We start from the raw sequence: 14,203 nt of genomic DNA, 5'->3' as shown, positions 1-14,203 counted from the left end.
AAGCAGCCGCCATTTCCTTCCGAAGACAAAAAGAGGGCGGCGCTCCAGATTGGAGCGCCGCCCTTTTCGGGTTGGTTCCGGAACCCGTTATCGGGTCGCGCCCGGCCCTTCCATGATGCCCTTGTTGGTCTTCATATCGACCGGATAGGAGATCATCTCGAAGAACGAATACCATTTGCCATTGAGGCGCCGCATGCAATCGCTCTGCCGCAACGAGATGTTGCGCGTACTGCCGTCATTCATGGTAAGCGTAAGATCCTGCGTATCGATCTGCACGCCGAACGAGCCATCGTTATCGACCGTGAAATTGGGCATCGACAGCTTGATGCCCTTATAGCTACCCATGATCGACGCGTAATAATCACGCACTTCCTTCATGCCAATCAGCGCCTTGGGGTGAAGGCTGTCATAGACGAGCAGATCGTCGGTCGGCCCGTAATAGCCCATCAGCATATCAAGCCCCTGCGAGGCACCGCCGACATCCATGAATGCGCGAATCTCCGCATTACCTTTCTCCTGCGTCACCGAAGGATCGGCCAGCGGCTTTTCTGACCAGGTGATCGCGCGCGGCTGGATCGGTGCATCCAGCACCGCATTGAGCGTCTTGGGATCAAGCGGCAGCGAGATGTGCTGCTGGACGACCTTCCATTTGCCGTCGATCTTCTTGAGCGCATCGAGTTGGCGCAGGTTCATCTTGAACTGCGTGCCGTCCTTGAGCGTCGTTTCGAACGCGATCTGCATCGCCGCACAGCCGAAATTGCCGTTTGTCGCGATGGTCATTTCGGGCGTCTTGCTATTGAGCGCCTTGATCCGGGCCAGTTGCGGCCCGAATCCGTCGTATATCGCCTTGCGCCCCTTGAAGACGCCGGGGGCGTAAATATCGAGCACCACCGCATCATCGGCATAGGCGGTGATGACCTTGTCGATATCGAGTTCGGTCGCCAGAAAATCCTCGACCGCCTTGATCGCCGCGACGTCAGCGGGCGCATTGAAGACAGGCTCGGGTGGCGCCGCGCCGATCAGGCACAGACTCATCGCGGATGCAGCAAGCAGCTTCTTCGTCAGCGTCATTCTGATATTCCTCTCTAAAGTCCGGCACGGCCGGGCCGCAGACGCGGTTTCAATGATAAATCTGCATGTATCCGCCATCGACGACGATATATTGCCCGGTGATGTAGCCAGCGTCCTGAGAGCAGAGGAACGCGACGAGCGAACCTACCTCGCGCGGGGTGCCGAAGCGATTGGCAGGAATGCGCTTCAGGAATGCGGTTATGAATGCATCATAGTCCATCCCGGCATCGCGCGCGCATTTCTCGAAGAACGCCTTATAGGCCTCGCCGGTATCGATGAAACCGGGTGGCACGGTGTTGACCGTGATCCCGAACGGCCCGAGTTCGTCGGCAAGGCTGCGGCTTAGTCCCAATCCCGCTGGGCGGACGGTGTTGGCGAGCACATAATCGAAATTGAGGATCGAGGCGCGCGCGGGCGACTTGGCGGCGCCCGAGCCGATCGTCACGATCCGCCCCCATTGGCGTTCCTTCATCGCGGGGGAGACGGCGCGCGCGAAATGCGCAAAGGCCTTTACGATATAGGCATAGGCACGATCGAATTCGGCATCGTCGAAATCGTCGAACCCACCCGATGGCGGCGCCACAGGCGTGAAGATCGCGATATCCGGCGCGCCGAACGTTTTTTTCGCCGCATCGACCATATAGGGATAGGCGGCGAAGTCCGTCAGATCCGCCGAAACGCCGACGGCTTCGCCGCCCGCAGCGCGAATCGCATCGACCGTGTCGTCGAGCCCCGCCTGACCACGCGCCACGACCACGACGCGCGCGCCGTTTTCCCCAAGTGCTTCGGCCACCGTGCGACCCATGCCGTGCGTCCCGCCGGTCACCAGCGCGACCTTGCCCGCAATTCCGAGATCCATGCCAATCTTCCTCAATTTACGGAACCCGGTCGATGTCCTGCACCGCCGGGCTCCATTATGGTGTTGCCGTTATTTTGCAGTCATCATCACGAGATGGCGTCCGTCTCTTTGGAGAGGCGCGCGAATTGGTCCGCGCTTTCGGCGGCTGCGATATTCGCATTCATGGGATTTTTCTCTCCTCTCCAACGGTCGGCACGCTTCGCCGGACTTTGGTGGCCCGGCTTTGATTACGCGCCGTCTCGACATTGATCGTCGTTGATGGCAAATCATGCATAATACTAATGAAGATGCATATCAACGCCGACCGCAGAAATGAGAGGGTGGGCCTGTGAAGATCTCCTATCTGGCCATGACGTCCTACGAAGGCCCCGCGCCCGGCATTGAAGTCTGGCCCGCGCCTTCGCATTTTTGCGACCCTCAGATCGCAGCGGATTCTATCGCGCGCACGCTGGACCGCTGCGCGCATGCCGATCGGCTGGGCTTCGATTGGGTCAGCGTCTCGGAGCATCATTATGCACCGTACATGATGACGCCGAACCCGATGATCATGGCGGCCGCGATCGCCCAGCGCGTCGAGCGTGCGACGATCGCGTTGCTGGGTCCACTCGTGCCGCTCAACAATCCGGTGCGGCTTGCCGAGGAACTGGCGATGCTGGACGCGATGACGGGCGGTCGCATCGCCGTGCTGTTCCTGCGCGGCACGCCCAACGAACATCACACTTACGACACACAGGGCGATACCCGCGCGATGACGCAGGAGGGCATTGACCTCATCCTGAAGGCCTGGCGGGAAGACGAGCCCTTCGCCTGGGAAGGGACTTACTATCGCTTCAATACCGTCTCGGTGTGGCCGCGGGTGGTACAGAAGCCGCATCCCATCCTATTCGGATCGGGCAATTCTGAGGAATCGATCGTGTTCGCCGCCGGACGTCGCCTGGGCATCGCCTTTTCCTTCGCGCCGCTCGACACGATCCACGAATGGATCGCGCTCTATCGGCGCGAGGCGGCCACACGCGGCTGGACGCCCACCCCGGCGCATATCCTCTATCGCGGCATCGGCCATGTCGCGCCCACCGACGAACAGGCGGGTGCGGAGGTGGCGCGCTTCTTTGGCGAACAGGCAGCGCAACAGGCCCGCCTTCAGGCACGAACCATGGGCGGCCCCCCGGTCAATTCGCTGATCCTGCAACCCTATTTCCTCGGCGGACCGGAAACGCTGGTCGCGCAGTTCGAGGCGTTGCGCGCCTGCGGTGTTGGGGTCGTCGATATGGTGTTCCTAGGCCATCACGATCAACAGACGCACGCGATGAGCCTGTTCGCGGAGCGCGTGATGCCCGTCATCCAAAGCTGGGACGACGTGCGCTTCGACGAGGTCGCGCCGGCGCTGGTGAATGTGGCATGATGACGGATGCTGCCCTTTCAGTGCTTCCGCAGGACGGATTGTGGCGGGTCACGGCGCTGATCCGGTGGCGTGCGGTGCGCGATGCCACAACCGCGGACGTACAAATGGACGACGTGCTGGTCCCAGCGATCGTGGATGCCCTCAAAGACGAGCCACGGCTGGTGCGGCTGGTGGTCGATCGCCCGCCGGCGGTGCTCGATCCCGCCATTGCGGGGATGTTTCCACCCTTGTTCGATGCGATGATCGAATTCTGGTTCGCGAACGCGGTGGATGCAGGCGCGGTCATGGCGCGGATCGGGGGCAACGATGCGGTGCGCGCGGCGGCCGACGCCGTCATCGACCGCGCGCATAGCGTCGTGTGGCTGGCACAGGTCTTTCCGATCAAGCCCGAACAAGGTCAAAGCCGGGTCAAGTTCCTGGCCGGAGGGGATGCGGCGGACGGCTGGGCGATCGGTGACGCGCAGGCCTATTGGCGCGACGTCCACCCGGCCGTCGCCCGTACCGCACCGAGCGTGTGGACCCCCCTCACCCGCTATGTTCAGTTTCACGGCGGCCCGGCACCGATGGAGGCCTTGGCAGACGTGTTCGGCACCTGGCGGCAGGTGCCGATGTGCGCCGAGATGGGGTTCGCCGACGAGCACGATTTCATCTCCAACTACAGCAACGAGGAATATCGCAAGATCGTGCGGCCAGACGAGGAGAAATTCTCCCGCCCCGGCGAGGCGCTCTCCTTCGTTAGTGGCGCGGAGCGCGTGATCCTTGCGCGGAACTGACCAACTATGCACGATGCTTGTCTTGTTTCCCGTCGGCGGATAGGGCTTGGTCATGGACGATTTCAGCATCACCAGCCGTGCCTATCAGACGCTTCGCGCGCAGATCATAGGATGCACGCTCAAGCCCGAATCGAGGCTCAATATCGCATCGCTCCAGTCGAGCCTGTCGTTGAGCCAGGCGTCGGTTCGAGAGGCCTTGTCGCGACTGACCGCAGAGGGGCTTGTGGAGATCGAGCGGCATCGCGGCTTCCGCGTCGCGCCCGTCTCCGCAAGCGGTTTCCGCGAACTGACCGAGGCGTGCCTGACGGTGGAATTGCCCTGCATCCGCTCCTCGATCGCAAACGGCGATCTGGAATGGGAGCGCCAGCTGATCGCGGCCTATCATCGGGCGGCCCAGACGCTCCAGCAGGTCAATGCCGGCAGTGCCGGGGTCGATGCCTATTCCAACGAGCGCCAGGCTTTCTACGAAGTTTTGCTCAGCGCCTGCGACAATGCATGGCTGCTCTGGTCCTGGCGACTGCTTTACGCGCAGAACATGCGCTACCGGCACATGTACCTGTCGCTCGCGCGCTACGAACTCGAACAACTGCCGGTGCACGAGGAGATCCTCCAGGCATTGCTCAAGCGCGACGTCGCCAAGGTCGAGGCGTTGGCGATCGCCAATTACGAGCATGTGATGAATTTCGTCGAGCAGGCACTGGCGAGCGAGGCCAAAACTGCGGTGGACAAAGGCAAGCAGCGGCGCACCGCCGCCTGACCCCTGCCACCGGACAATGCCGCGCAGACGGCGAAGGAAAGGTGGAGAGAGATGGAACGACTTGAAGGCCGGGTGGCGATCGTCACCGGATCGGGCGGCATCGGCGCGGCGTCGGCGATCAGGCTCGCCGCCGAAGGTGCGCGTGTGGTGATCGGCGACATCGATGTCGAGGGCGCCGAGGTGGTCGTCCGTGCCATCGAGGCAAAGGGCGGCGTGGCGATCGCGCTGCCGCTCGATATCGGGGATGAAGAGAGTATCGTGGCATTCATCACGGCGGTCAGGGCGCGCTACAGTCGGCTCGACGTGCTGCACAACAATGCCGCCGCGACCGGCACCGCGCAGATGGGGCGCGACATGGCAATTACCATGATGAAGGCCGATATCTGGGATACCGCCTTCCGCGTGAACACGCGTGGCACGATGCTGATGATCAAGCACGCCATCCCGTTGATGCTGGAGGGCGGCGGCGGATCGATCATCAACACCAGTTCCGGCGCTGCGCTGCGTGGGGATCTCTATGGCCCCGCTTATGCGGCCTCCAAGGCGGCAATCAACTGCCTGACGATGTATGTCGCGACCCAATATGGCAAGCAGGGCATCCGCTGCAACGTAGTGTCGCCGGGTCTTGTCGCCACCCAGAACGTGAAGGACAATCTCCCGCCAGAACAGCTTGATCGTATCGAAACGCACAAGCTGACTCCGTATCTGGGTGCGCCGGAAGATATTGCTGCGGCGGTCGCCTACCTCGCATCCGACGACGCCCGCTTCGTGACCGCGCAGGTTCACGTCGTTGACGGCGGTATCATCGATCACATGCCCTATTTCGCCGAGGTCTACGGGGAGTTCACCGCGACGCCCGGCCAGCGGATCGCGTGACGGCATGGGCAAGCTCATACTGCTTCTGCGCGCGGCGTCGGGGATTTCGGCAGACGCGTTCGCGACGCATTGGCGCGACGAACTGCTGCCCGCGCTGATGCAATCGGATCGAAATCTGCTCTAGCGCGCCTATTCGATGGTGTCGCCCCGGCCCTCCGCCTCCAGGTCCATCATGTCCGCAATCTGGGGCTGATGCGCGAGATGGCCACCATCGCAAGAAATCGTCTGGCCCGTGATATAAGCGGATTCGTCCGCTGCCAGAAACGCGGCGAGCGCAGCGATATCTTCGGGAATGCCGAGTCTGGGCGTGACGACGTGGCGCTGGATGGTGGCGGCGAGGACGGGCAGCTTCTTCATCTGATCGGTCATGATAACGCCCGGAGCGATAGCGTTCGCGCGGATGCCCTGACGGCCATATTGAACCGCCAGATATTTGGTGAGCGTGATCACCGCGCCCTTTGACGTGCCGTAAGCAATCCGCGCGATATCCCCCGCGAGTCCCGAATCGGAGGCGGTGTTGATGATGGAGCCGCCGCCCGCCTTCAGCATGTGCGGGATCGCGAAGCGGCACCCGGCCATCACGCCGCGCACATTCACGTTCATAGTCTGATCCCAGACTTCGAAGGGTATCTCGGTCGCGGTCGTATCCTGGCCCTGGATGCGGATATCGGTGACGGCGGCATTGTTGAACAATATGTCGATCCGCCCGAGTCGCGCCACGGTCTCCTCGATGGCCACTTTTATGGATGCATCGTCGCCGGCATCGTAAAACATCGGCACGGCGCTCGGACCAAGCCGTTCCGCAACCGCCTTCGCACGATCCTCGAACAGATCGGCGATGACGACCTTCGCGCCTTCACGGATGAAACGCTCAGCCGATGCGGCGCCGATCCCGCCCGCGCCGCCCGTGATGATCGCGACCTTGCCCTCGAGTCTGTTCATGCATTCGCTCCTGTCCGGCACGGGCCTTGCGCCCGTTGCTCCTGTCACCGCGAAACTATCGCGCTCCGACCGATGCGTCATCATGATAATTGACGAAGTGTAAGATTATGCATTATTCTGAACATGACTTCGAGGACGAAGCAGCGCGAAGAGGAGAATCAGGATGCCTTACCGGATCGACGTACCGGAGGGCCGCGAGGCTCTCGAACATATTCTCAACCATCTCGGCACGCCGATGCTGGTGGAAGCGCGCAAGCGGATGTTCCGCCTCGTCTACGACGCACCGGAAACGACGCTATCCCCGCGCGAGCGCGAGGCGATGCGTTTTCCGATGACCGCGATGATGGGCTGCCCGATCTGCAATTCGATGCGGATGTGGCGCGACTGGCCCGGCTTCTCCGACACACCGATCGAGGAAGAATTCTATACCCAGGCCGAAGCGCGCAATATCGCGTGGGAAGGCTTTTCCGCGCGCGAGGCTTTGGCGCTCGAGTTTGTTGATCGCTTCGCCAACGCGATCGACGGCATGAACGGCGACGAAGTTTTCTGGGCGCGTCTGCACGACAACTTCTCCGACACAGAGATTGGCGACATCGTCAATCTCGCGGGAACCTGGCTGGGCGTGGGTCATGGCCTGAAGGCACTGGGGATCGGCAGCGTCTGCCAGGTGCCGGTCGGCGAAGAGACGTTCGCACGACTTCGCAACGCCGAACTGAGCGTCGCGCTCTGAGCAGCGACAGGCACAATCAGGAGAGAAAACCAATGACCGTACCCAAATTCTGCCGCATCGCCTTGCTCGTCGATGATGCCGAAGCGTTCGAGAAAGAAGTCGGCGCCTTGCTTGGAACGACGTTCTTCGAGCCGAGCCTGGTCGCGGAACTCTATCCCGATTCCGGCTTCAAGGTGTTGTTTGGCGAACATGGCGTCGAGCCGATCCGGCCCGGCCCCGACGGCATAGCCTTCGCCAGGGACGGCATCCTGATCGAGGTCGCAATCGACGTCGCCGATGCCGAATCTGTCCGTGCGAAGCTGGAGGCGGCGGGCTACATGCCCACCGCGACCAGCTATCTGCCGGTGCCGGACGTGAACGAATATCTGTTCGGGCGCGATTTCCACGGCGTCCCGTTTCTCGCCTGCACTGAGGGCGTGAACGAGGCGCAATGCCGGTCGCAACTACCGTTCGCCGCGTTGGACGATGCGGCGCCACCCAAGATCGGGTGCGTGACGCTTGTCGTCGACAACGCTGATGCGCTCGCCGCCGATCTGAAGCGCTTCTACGACATGGATTTCGTCGAGACCGACCCGGCGGGATTCGGGCGACGCGCGCTGACGGGCACGCACCGCGTCAAACTGATCGAGGGGCCTTCGGCGCTGCTCGACGGAATCGATCATCCACTCGCCTCGATTGATTTCATCCATGACGATATCGAGGCCGCGCGTGCGCGGTTCGAGGCGGCGGGCTATGCGGTAAAGCATAGCCGTGCGCTGGCATCGGGCGGACACGCCTATTATTTCGGAGAGACCGTGCAGGGGATGCCCGTCACGCTCTATCCGGTGAGCGCGGATGCCGAGATCACCGGGGCTACGCCTGCGAGGGTGCCGGAAGCGACGGCGGCCTGATAGGCTTGCCCGGATCGGTCTACGACGAGAAAAAGCCCGGCGCGATCGGATCGCGCCGGGCTTTTTGTGGCGCCGATCGGCCCGAATTACCGGGAAACTTGATCCCCCAGCACTTGCGCGACACGCATGTCCTCCGGGATGCGATCAACACCGATGCGGCGATCAACCTCCTCTTCGAACCAATAGAGCGCCCGTTCCTGATAGCCCATCAGGACCTTGGGCATCAGACCGCTCTCCAGCCCGCGCTGGATGCTGCCGAACAACTCCAGATCCTCGGCAAGAATATCCTCGACCATCGTCCGCATTTTTGTCCAATAGTCGCGATCCTGCGGCAGATCGGATTCCCAGCCGAGCAGCCGCGCCTCCATCACCGATTTGCCCGGACCTGCTGGCCAGAAGCTCTGCATCGTGAAGCCGATGGGATCGAGCGCAAAGAAGGTGTTGGGGAAGGTCGGTAGCGCGACGGTGCACTGCCTGAAAATCTCGCCGGTATCCTCGGGAATCGTCAGATCGGTCTTGAAGATCGTGTCACCTTTGCGCTTGCGGGTCGCGAACCGCGAATGCCCATTTGCCAGCAGCGCCACCACGAAGCTCGACGAATCGAGGAACGGCGCGATCGATTTCGCGTGAACCGTGCTGACGTGATAAATCTCCAGAAAGTTGTGATAGGCCGTCTTCCAGTTGGTTTCCATCGGCACGAAGATGCGATCTTTCACCACCAGCTTCTCGAGCGGATAGCCCTCCGTCTGCGATGCAAGCGGCGCCATGAAATCGGCAAGCGGTTCGGCGTTGTCATCCAGATTGATGAACACCAATCCGCGCCACGTTTCGACCCGGACAGGCAGCAGACCGCGCTCTGATTTATCGAGGCACGCGAAATCATGGGCGTCCGGCACCGAAACCAGCTTGCCTTCAAGCGAATAGCCCCAGGCATGATAGGGACAGACGAAGCGCATCGCCTTGCCCTGCGGCTCAAGCAGCAGCGCGGATGCGCGATGCCGACAGGTGTTGTGGAAGGCGCGGATCTCTCCGTCCTTGCCACGGCTGACGATCACCGACTGGCCGGCCTGTTCGAACAGCCGATAGGAACCCGGCTTGGGCAGTTCGGTGGCAAGGCAGGCGAGCAGCCAGGTCTTCTTCCACAGATGTTCTTTCTCCAGCGCCTCGAAGCGCGGATCGAAATAGCGCCCGGTCGGCACTTCGGGCAGCGTCGGGAAGCCGTCCGGATAATGTTTGCGGCCGAGTTGCTCGTCCATAGTCTTGTGAATGACGCTCAATGCTTGATCTTGCATGACGGTCTCCGGGATCGCGACGGGCATAGGAGGCGAAGTGGGCGGATCGCCGCATGTCCGCCCACTGACGGGGTCCGGTTCAGGCGGCCGACATCCGCGACGCCTCGGGCTCCAGCGGCGTTACCGCGCCAAAGCAGCTCTGCGCCAGATAGCTACAGCTATATTCACGCACTTCGTAGAACTTGCCGTCACGCAGCTTGAAGACGAAGTGATAGGCATTGTTGTAACGCTTTCCGCTCAGCATCAGCGAGTCGGTCTCGGCTTCAACGGCGACGCGTTCGCCCTCTGCGGTGACGTCGGTGACCTTCAGCTGGATCGGGGACACGAGCAGCGTCGACATCGTGCTCGGCACCTTCGCGAATTCCTCGCGCGTCCAGTGATACAGCAGCCATTCCGGCGCGCGCGCCATCGTCATAAAGCCGAAATCCTCGGTCGTCATGTCGCGGATCGCGTCCTCATCGCCACGGTTGACCGCGTCGAACCAGCTCAGGACGATCTGCTTGTTCTGCTCGATGCTCATCCATTCCTCCGTCTATTATCGTTATTCCGTTCGGATGCGCGGGGTCGCCGGCGATGCTCGAATAGGCTTCGGCGAGACTTGGCATCCTCTCACGCCCATGTGTCTGCTGCACATATGGCTCGATAAATAATGCATAATGTTAGTTAAGGTGCATGGAAAGCGAAATCAGGTGCGATCATCCCGTTCCGCGGCTGATTGCACGGAGCGCAGCGACCCCCTCCCCCCAATTGTGGATTTTCTCCCAGAAAAGCGTTCGGCTATGCGCGAAATTGTGCATGTGGCCCATGCGCGGGCACACATAGACTCCGATATCGGTCGCGCTCTTATACGCCTTGGGCTCTGCCCAAGGATCGGGGACAACGTCCCGCTCGCCGACCGCGATCAGCACGGGCACGCGGATCGAAGCCGCCTCCAGCGCGACTGCGCCCGGCGCCACCATATAGACCCCACATGGCGGCGTCGTCGCCGATCGCCAGACCGGCAGCGGATCGGCGACACCGGCCGCTGCGGCCATGTCGAGCGCGACGATGTCAGCGGGTTCGTCGTCATAATGGAATGACCATTGGAACGGGTGTTCGCCGCCCGGCTCCGGCGCGGTGGGGGTATAGTCGTTCATGATCTTGGGCGCATCGAGTGACGAGCGCCGCGAAATCCAAGGCCAGGCCATAGCCGGCTGTCCCGGTCGCGTCGGCACGATCGTGTGGATACCGCTATAGCCAAGGATCCCGACGCCGTCGAACGTGCTCCAATTGCCTTGGGCCACGACCGCGAAGCAGCCGCCCATCGATTGTCCGATGCCGAGTGTCGTCGCGTTGGCGATCGACGGCAAGCCTTCGGCCAGCGTGCCGGACTCGATCCGCGCCACGATCGCGCCGACGGTCGCGTGATTGGCGGCCGCGACATTGTCGAGATTGAGCGCATTGCCTTCGGGGATCGTGGAATCGCCGAAACCAAGATGATCGCAGGCAACGAAGATCCAACCCCGATCGCAATGAAAGCCTGCTTCTCCCCCGCCCGTGCCGTCCGGCATGTCGAACGAATAATAATGCCGGCTATAGCCGCCGCCCGGAAAGGCGAAGCAGACCACGGGCGGATCGGCAAGCGCACCGTCCTCGGGAAGGAAGACGCTGATGGCGGTCTGCGCGGGGATGCCGAGTCCGGCCGCCTCCGTCACGTCGATACTGATCTCGATTGGCGGTTTCATGCTCTCTCCCGGTTCCTGTTTGCAGCGATGCTGCGCGGTCTTGGCGCGCGCGCCACCTATCTTCGGCTTGGTACGGTCATCGCCCAAAGGTGCATAATGCCCGCGAGCGTGAAGCGCCGTCAGAGCCCGTCCCGCCTGGCAAGAGGATCGAAGCGATGGAACAGTTTGAAATTCATGTGCCCGATAGCGTGCTGGACGATCTTCGTCGCCGGATCGGGGATATGCGCTGGCCGCCTTCGGCCGAAGGCCTCGGCTGGGGATATGGCTTCGAACAGGGCTATCTGCGCGCGCTTGCCGAAAGCTGGCGAACCGATTTCGATTGGCGCGCCGTCGAACGCCAGATCAACGGCTTCACGCATTACCGCGCCGTGGTAGACGAGGTGCCAATCCACTTCATCCGCGAACCGGGCCGAGGGCCCGCCCCGATCCCGCTGATCCTCACGCATGGCTGGCCCTGGACGTTCTGGGATATGCAGAAGGTTATCCGCCCGCTTGCCGATCCCGCGGCCTATGGCGGCGATCCCGCCGATGCGTTCGACGTGATCGTGCCTTCGCTGCCCGGTTTCACCTTCTCCACACCGCTGCCACGGGTCGGGATCAATTCGGTGGTGACGGCCGATCTCTGGCGGAAATTGATGACCGATGTCCTGGGCTATCCCCGCTTTGCCGCCGCAGGCGCGGATTGGGGGGCGCGCGTTACCGGCCAACTCGGCCACAAGCATGCCGATGCGCTGTATGGCATCCACACCGTTAATACGACCCCGCTCGATCTGTTCAACGCCGAACGCTATTGGGACATCACGGGCTATCTCGTCCCCTATGATACGCCGCCCGAGATCCGTGCACGCATCCTGCCCGGTCTGTCACGGATCGTTAGTCATGTCGCGGTGCAGACTGTCGAGCCGCAGACGCTGGCCTACGCGATGCATGATTCACCCGTCGGCATGCTCGCCTGGCTCATGCAGCGCCGCCGCGATTGGGGCGAGACCGGCGGCGATATCGAATCCGCCTTCCCGCGCGAACATCTGCTGGCGACCGCCACCCTCTACTGGGCGACCGAGAGCTTCGCGTCGGCTGCGCGCTTCTATGCCGAGGCGATCCACCATCGCTGGAGGCCGTCGCACGACCGCAAGCCGGTGATTCAGGCGCCGGCCGGGATCACCTTCCTCGGCGGCGAGAATCCGCCCGGCATCGACACGCCAGCGCAACGCATCGCGCTGTTCAAGGCTTCTACTGCGATCGACAATTACGATCTGCATTACGTCAATGCACACCCCCATGGCGGCCATTTCGCACATTATGAGAATCCGGAAGCCTGCATCACAGATATCCGCGCCACGTTTCGCGACCTTCGCCATCGTTGATCGGCCATCCGCGTTGACGTGCACATCGGAAAGGCCGCCCCATCCAAAGAGGGTGTTCGCGCGATCCGAATAGGTCAATCCCTCATGCAAGCCATCCAGAAGGGATAGCGGCAGAGGAGGAGAGGAGAGCCATGGCATCCGACACAATCGTTCGCATGAAGATCGATCCGGCGACGATGAGCGAAACCGATCGCCCGGTCTATGAGTGGCTGCACACACATTTCGGCTGCGTACCGCAGAACTTCTGCCGCCAGTTGCGCTGGCGCATCGGCTGGGAAGCCGATGTCGAGATCGACGGCCGGACCCAGGGCGTGCTCGTGCGTGGATCGCGGGGGAAGGACGTTCGCTACCCAATCACGCTCCACCAGGAAGCGGGCATCCACCATGTGATGGAACGCCACGGCGTGCCAGCGCCCCGCGTCTTCGGCATGATCGAGAACCCGGTCGCCATCGTGATGGAGCGGCTGCCCGGTGGCATCAATACCGATCTGATTCCCGATTCTGCCGTCCGCAAACAGGTCCGGCACGCATTCATCGACGCGATGGCGAAGCTCCACGCGGTGCCGATCGAGGAATTCGCCGCGCTCGGCATGAATATGCCCCGCAATCCGCGCGAACTTGCGCTCAATCTTTATCAAAGCTCGATCGACATCGCCCGGACCGCGCTCGCTGATCGCCCTTTGCCGCTCGTGACCTTCCTTGCCAAATGGCTCGAAGACAATGTGCCGGAGGATCGCCACCGTGCTGCCTTCGTCACCGCGGATGCCGGGCAGTTCCTATTCGATGGCGACCGCATGACGGGCCTGATCGATTTTGAGGTTTCCTATATCGGCGATCCTGCGGCCGAATTCGCCGGCATGCGGCTGCGCGACACGACCGAGCCGCTGGGAGACATCTCCGAACTGCGGCGCTATTATGAGACGATCACCGGCGCGGCGATCCCGCACAAGGCGATCGCCTATCACACTGCCGGCTTTTCGGGCACGAACACCATGCTGATGTGGCCGATGATTCTGAAGCCCGAAGTCCAGAATGATTTCATCGCCTATCTCCAGTTCACGATCGCTTGCAGCCGCTGGAGCCTCCAGGGGATCGCCGAGAGCCTTGGAATCGATCTGGATGATGTCGCGGAGCCGGAAGCGAATACGACCGTGCCTTTCGCAGCCGCGACGGCACAGCTGGATGCGCTGCTGACCGGGTGGGAGACGTCGGACGCCGGGTTGCGCTTCCATCTCGAAGGCGCCGCCGCCCTCGCCGCCTATCTCGAACGCTGCCACGTCTATGGCGGCCCGATCCTCGCGGCCGATCTTGCGGATACGACAGCACTGGTGGGCCGGACGGTAACAACGCGCGAGGAGGCCGACGCTGCGGTCGAGGCATTCGTCGGCAACGCAGCGCCGCATCAGGATGCGGCGCTCGTCCGCTTTTTTCACCGCTGGCTCGCACGGCAGAACTGGCTGCTCAAGGGCTGTGGGTCGCAAGCCTATCTGACCGAGACCACACTTCAGCCGATCCGGGACTGA

Annotated in this window: 14 protein-coding genes; 8 read left to right on the top strand and 6 right to left on the bottom strand. The window is 62.2% G+C overall.

Annotation, left to right across the window (positions count from 1 at the left end):
- Positions 1–87: 87 nt before the first annotated feature.
- On the bottom strand, positions 88–1,071 hold the full coding sequence (locus WFR25_RS11980) for a YybH family protein (RefSeq protein WP_336971150.1): 984 nt from the start codon (positions 1,069–1,071) through the stop codon (positions 88–90).
- A 49-nt stretch (positions 1,072–1,120) separates the two neighbouring features.
- Positions 1,121–1,930: an SDR family oxidoreductase gene (locus WFR25_RS11975; protein ID WP_336971149.1), complete on the bottom strand. Its 810-nt coding sequence runs from the start codon at positions 1,928–1,930 to the stop codon at positions 1,121–1,123.
- A gap of 328 nt (positions 1,931–2,258) precedes the next feature.
- Here WFR25_RS11975 and WFR25_RS11970 point away from each other — a divergent pair, with 328 nt between their 5' ends.
- Genes WFR25_RS11970 through WFR25_RS11955 form a run of 4 tightly spaced genes read left to right on the top strand, consistent with a single transcriptional unit; the run spans position 2,259 to position 5,738 of the window.
- Positions 2,259–3,332 (top strand): LLM class flavin-dependent oxidoreductase, encoded by a 1,074-nt coding sequence (locus WFR25_RS11970; RefSeq protein WP_336971147.1) that lies wholly within the window; start codon positions 2,259–2,261, stop codon positions 3,330–3,332.
- Positions 3,329–4,105 carry an EthD domain-containing protein gene (locus WFR25_RS11965; RefSeq protein WP_336971144.1) on the top strand — a complete coding sequence of 259 codons (777 nt, stop codon included), beginning with the start codon at positions 3,329–3,331 and terminating at the stop codon, positions 4,103–4,105. The genes WFR25_RS11970 and WFR25_RS11965 overlap by 4 nt, the downstream gene beginning before the upstream one ends.
- Before the next feature lie 52 nt (positions 4,106–4,157).
- The gene (locus WFR25_RS11960) at positions 4,158–4,862 is read left to right on the top strand and encodes a GntR family transcriptional regulator (RefSeq protein ID WP_336971143.1); all 705 of its coding nucleotides are present in this window, start codon (positions 4,158–4,160) and stop codon (positions 4,860–4,862) included.
- A gap of 51 nt (positions 4,863–4,913) precedes the next feature.
- Positions 4,914–5,738 carry an SDR family NAD(P)-dependent oxidoreductase gene (locus WFR25_RS11955; RefSeq protein WP_336971141.1) on the top strand — a complete coding sequence of 275 codons (825 nt, stop codon included), beginning with the start codon at positions 4,914–4,916 and terminating at the stop codon, positions 5,736–5,738.
- Positions 5,739–5,867: 129 nt separating this feature from the next.
- On the opposite strand, the gene WFR25_RS11950 is transcribed toward WFR25_RS11955, so the two are convergent.
- Positions 5,868–6,680: an SDR family NAD(P)-dependent oxidoreductase gene (locus WFR25_RS11950; RefSeq protein WP_336971140.1), complete on the bottom strand. Its 813-nt coding sequence runs from the start codon at positions 6,678–6,680 to the stop codon at positions 5,868–5,870.
- A gap of 163 nt (positions 6,681–6,843) precedes the next feature.
- Between WFR25_RS11950 and WFR25_RS11945 the strand changes: the two genes are divergently transcribed.
- Positions 6,844–7,410: a carboxymuconolactone decarboxylase family protein gene (locus WFR25_RS11945; RefSeq protein ID WP_336971138.1), complete on the top strand. Its 567-nt coding sequence runs from the start codon at positions 6,844–6,846 to the stop codon at positions 7,408–7,410.
- A 32-nt stretch (positions 7,411–7,442) separates the two neighbouring features.
- Complete coding sequence (locus WFR25_RS11940; protein WP_336971136.1) at positions 7,443–8,300, top strand: hypothetical protein; 858 nt, start codon at positions 7,443–7,445, stop codon at positions 8,298–8,300.
- Positions 8,301–8,386: 86 nt separating this feature from the next.
- Here the strand turns inward: WFR25_RS11940 and WFR25_RS11935 are convergent, their stop codons facing one another.
- The 3 genes from WFR25_RS11935 to WFR25_RS11925 form a co-directional block, all read right to left on the bottom strand.
- A complete protein-coding gene (locus WFR25_RS11935; RefSeq protein WP_336971134.1) occupies positions 8,387–9,592 on the bottom strand; it encodes an aromatic ring-hydroxylating oxygenase subunit alpha in 1,206 nt (401 codons plus the stop codon).
- A gap of 79 nt (positions 9,593–9,671) precedes the next feature.
- Positions 9,672–10,112 (bottom strand): nuclear transport factor 2 family protein, encoded by a 441-nt coding sequence (locus WFR25_RS11930; protein ID WP_336971132.1) that lies wholly within the window; start codon positions 10,110–10,112, stop codon positions 9,672–9,674.
- A 175-nt stretch (positions 10,113–10,287) separates the two neighbouring features.
- The gene (locus WFR25_RS11925; RefSeq protein ID WP_336971130.1) at positions 10,288–11,316 is read right to left on the bottom strand and encodes an alpha/beta hydrolase; all 1,029 of its coding nucleotides are present in this window, start codon (positions 11,314–11,316) and stop codon (positions 10,288–10,290) included.
- 155 nt (positions 11,317–11,471) lie between these two features.
- Between WFR25_RS11925 and WFR25_RS11920 the strand changes: the two genes are divergently transcribed.
- Both WFR25_RS11920 and WFR25_RS11915 read left to right on the top strand, forming a co-directional pair.
- Entirely contained in the window at positions 11,472–12,680 is a 1,209-nt protein-coding gene (locus tag WFR25_RS11920; protein WP_336971128.1) for an epoxide hydrolase family protein, read from the top strand.
- Positions 12,681–12,811: 131 nt separating this feature from the next.
- Positions 12,812–14,203 (top strand): phosphotransferase, encoded by a 1,392-nt coding sequence (locus tag WFR25_RS11915; protein ID WP_336971126.1) that lies wholly within the window; start codon positions 12,812–12,814, stop codon positions 14,201–14,203.

Source organism: Sphingobium aromaticiconvertens (assembly GCF_037154075.1).
Classification (GTDB): domain Bacteria; phylum Pseudomonadota; class Alphaproteobacteria; order Sphingomonadales; family Sphingomonadaceae; genus Sphingobium; species Sphingobium aromaticiconvertens.
This window is presented reverse-complemented; position numbering and strand designations above follow the sequence as displayed.

Coding starts and splice junctions, on each gene's coding strand:
- WFR25_RS11940 (WP_336971136.1), top strand. CDS start 7,443: ATGACCGTACCCAAATTCTGCCGCATCGCCTTGCTCGTCGATGATGCC.
- WFR25_RS11975 (WP_336971149.1), bottom strand. CDS start 1,930: ATGGATCTCGGAATTGCGGGCAAGGTCGCGCTGGTGACCGGCGGGACG.
- WFR25_RS11930 (WP_336971132.1), bottom strand. CDS start 10,112: ATGAGCATCGAGCAGAACAAGCAGATCGTCCTGAGCTGGTTCGACGCG.
- WFR25_RS11980 (WP_336971150.1), bottom strand. CDS start 1,071: ATGACGCTGACGAAGAAGCTGCTTGCTGCATCCGCGATGAGTCTGTGC.
- WFR25_RS11945 (WP_336971138.1), top strand. CDS start 6,844: ATGCCTTACCGGATCGACGTACCGGAGGGCCGCGAGGCTCTCGAACAT.
- WFR25_RS11920 (WP_336971128.1), top strand. CDS start 11,472: ATGGAACAGTTTGAAATTCATGTGCCCGATAGCGTGCTGGACGATCTT.
- WFR25_RS11955 (WP_336971141.1), top strand. CDS start 4,914: ATGGAACGACTTGAAGGCCGGGTGGCGATCGTCACCGGATCGGGCGGC.
- WFR25_RS11965 (WP_336971144.1), top strand. CDS start 3,329: ATGATGACGGATGCTGCCCTTTCAGTGCTTCCGCAGGACGGATTGTGG.
- WFR25_RS11935 (WP_336971134.1), bottom strand. CDS start 9,592: ATGCAAGATCAAGCATTGAGCGTCATTCACAAGACTATGGACGAGCAA.
- WFR25_RS11950 (WP_336971140.1), bottom strand. CDS start 6,680: ATGAACAGACTCGAGGGCAAGGTCGCGATCATCACGGGCGGCGCGGGC.
- WFR25_RS11915 (WP_336971126.1), top strand. CDS start 12,812: ATGGCATCCGACACAATCGTTCGCATGAAGATCGATCCGGCGACGATG.
- WFR25_RS11925 (WP_336971130.1), bottom strand. CDS start 11,316: ATGAAACCGCCAATCGAGATCAGTATCGACGTGACGGAGGCGGCCGGA.
- WFR25_RS11960 (WP_336971143.1), top strand. CDS start 4,158: ATGGACGATTTCAGCATCACCAGCCGTGCCTATCAGACGCTTCGCGCG.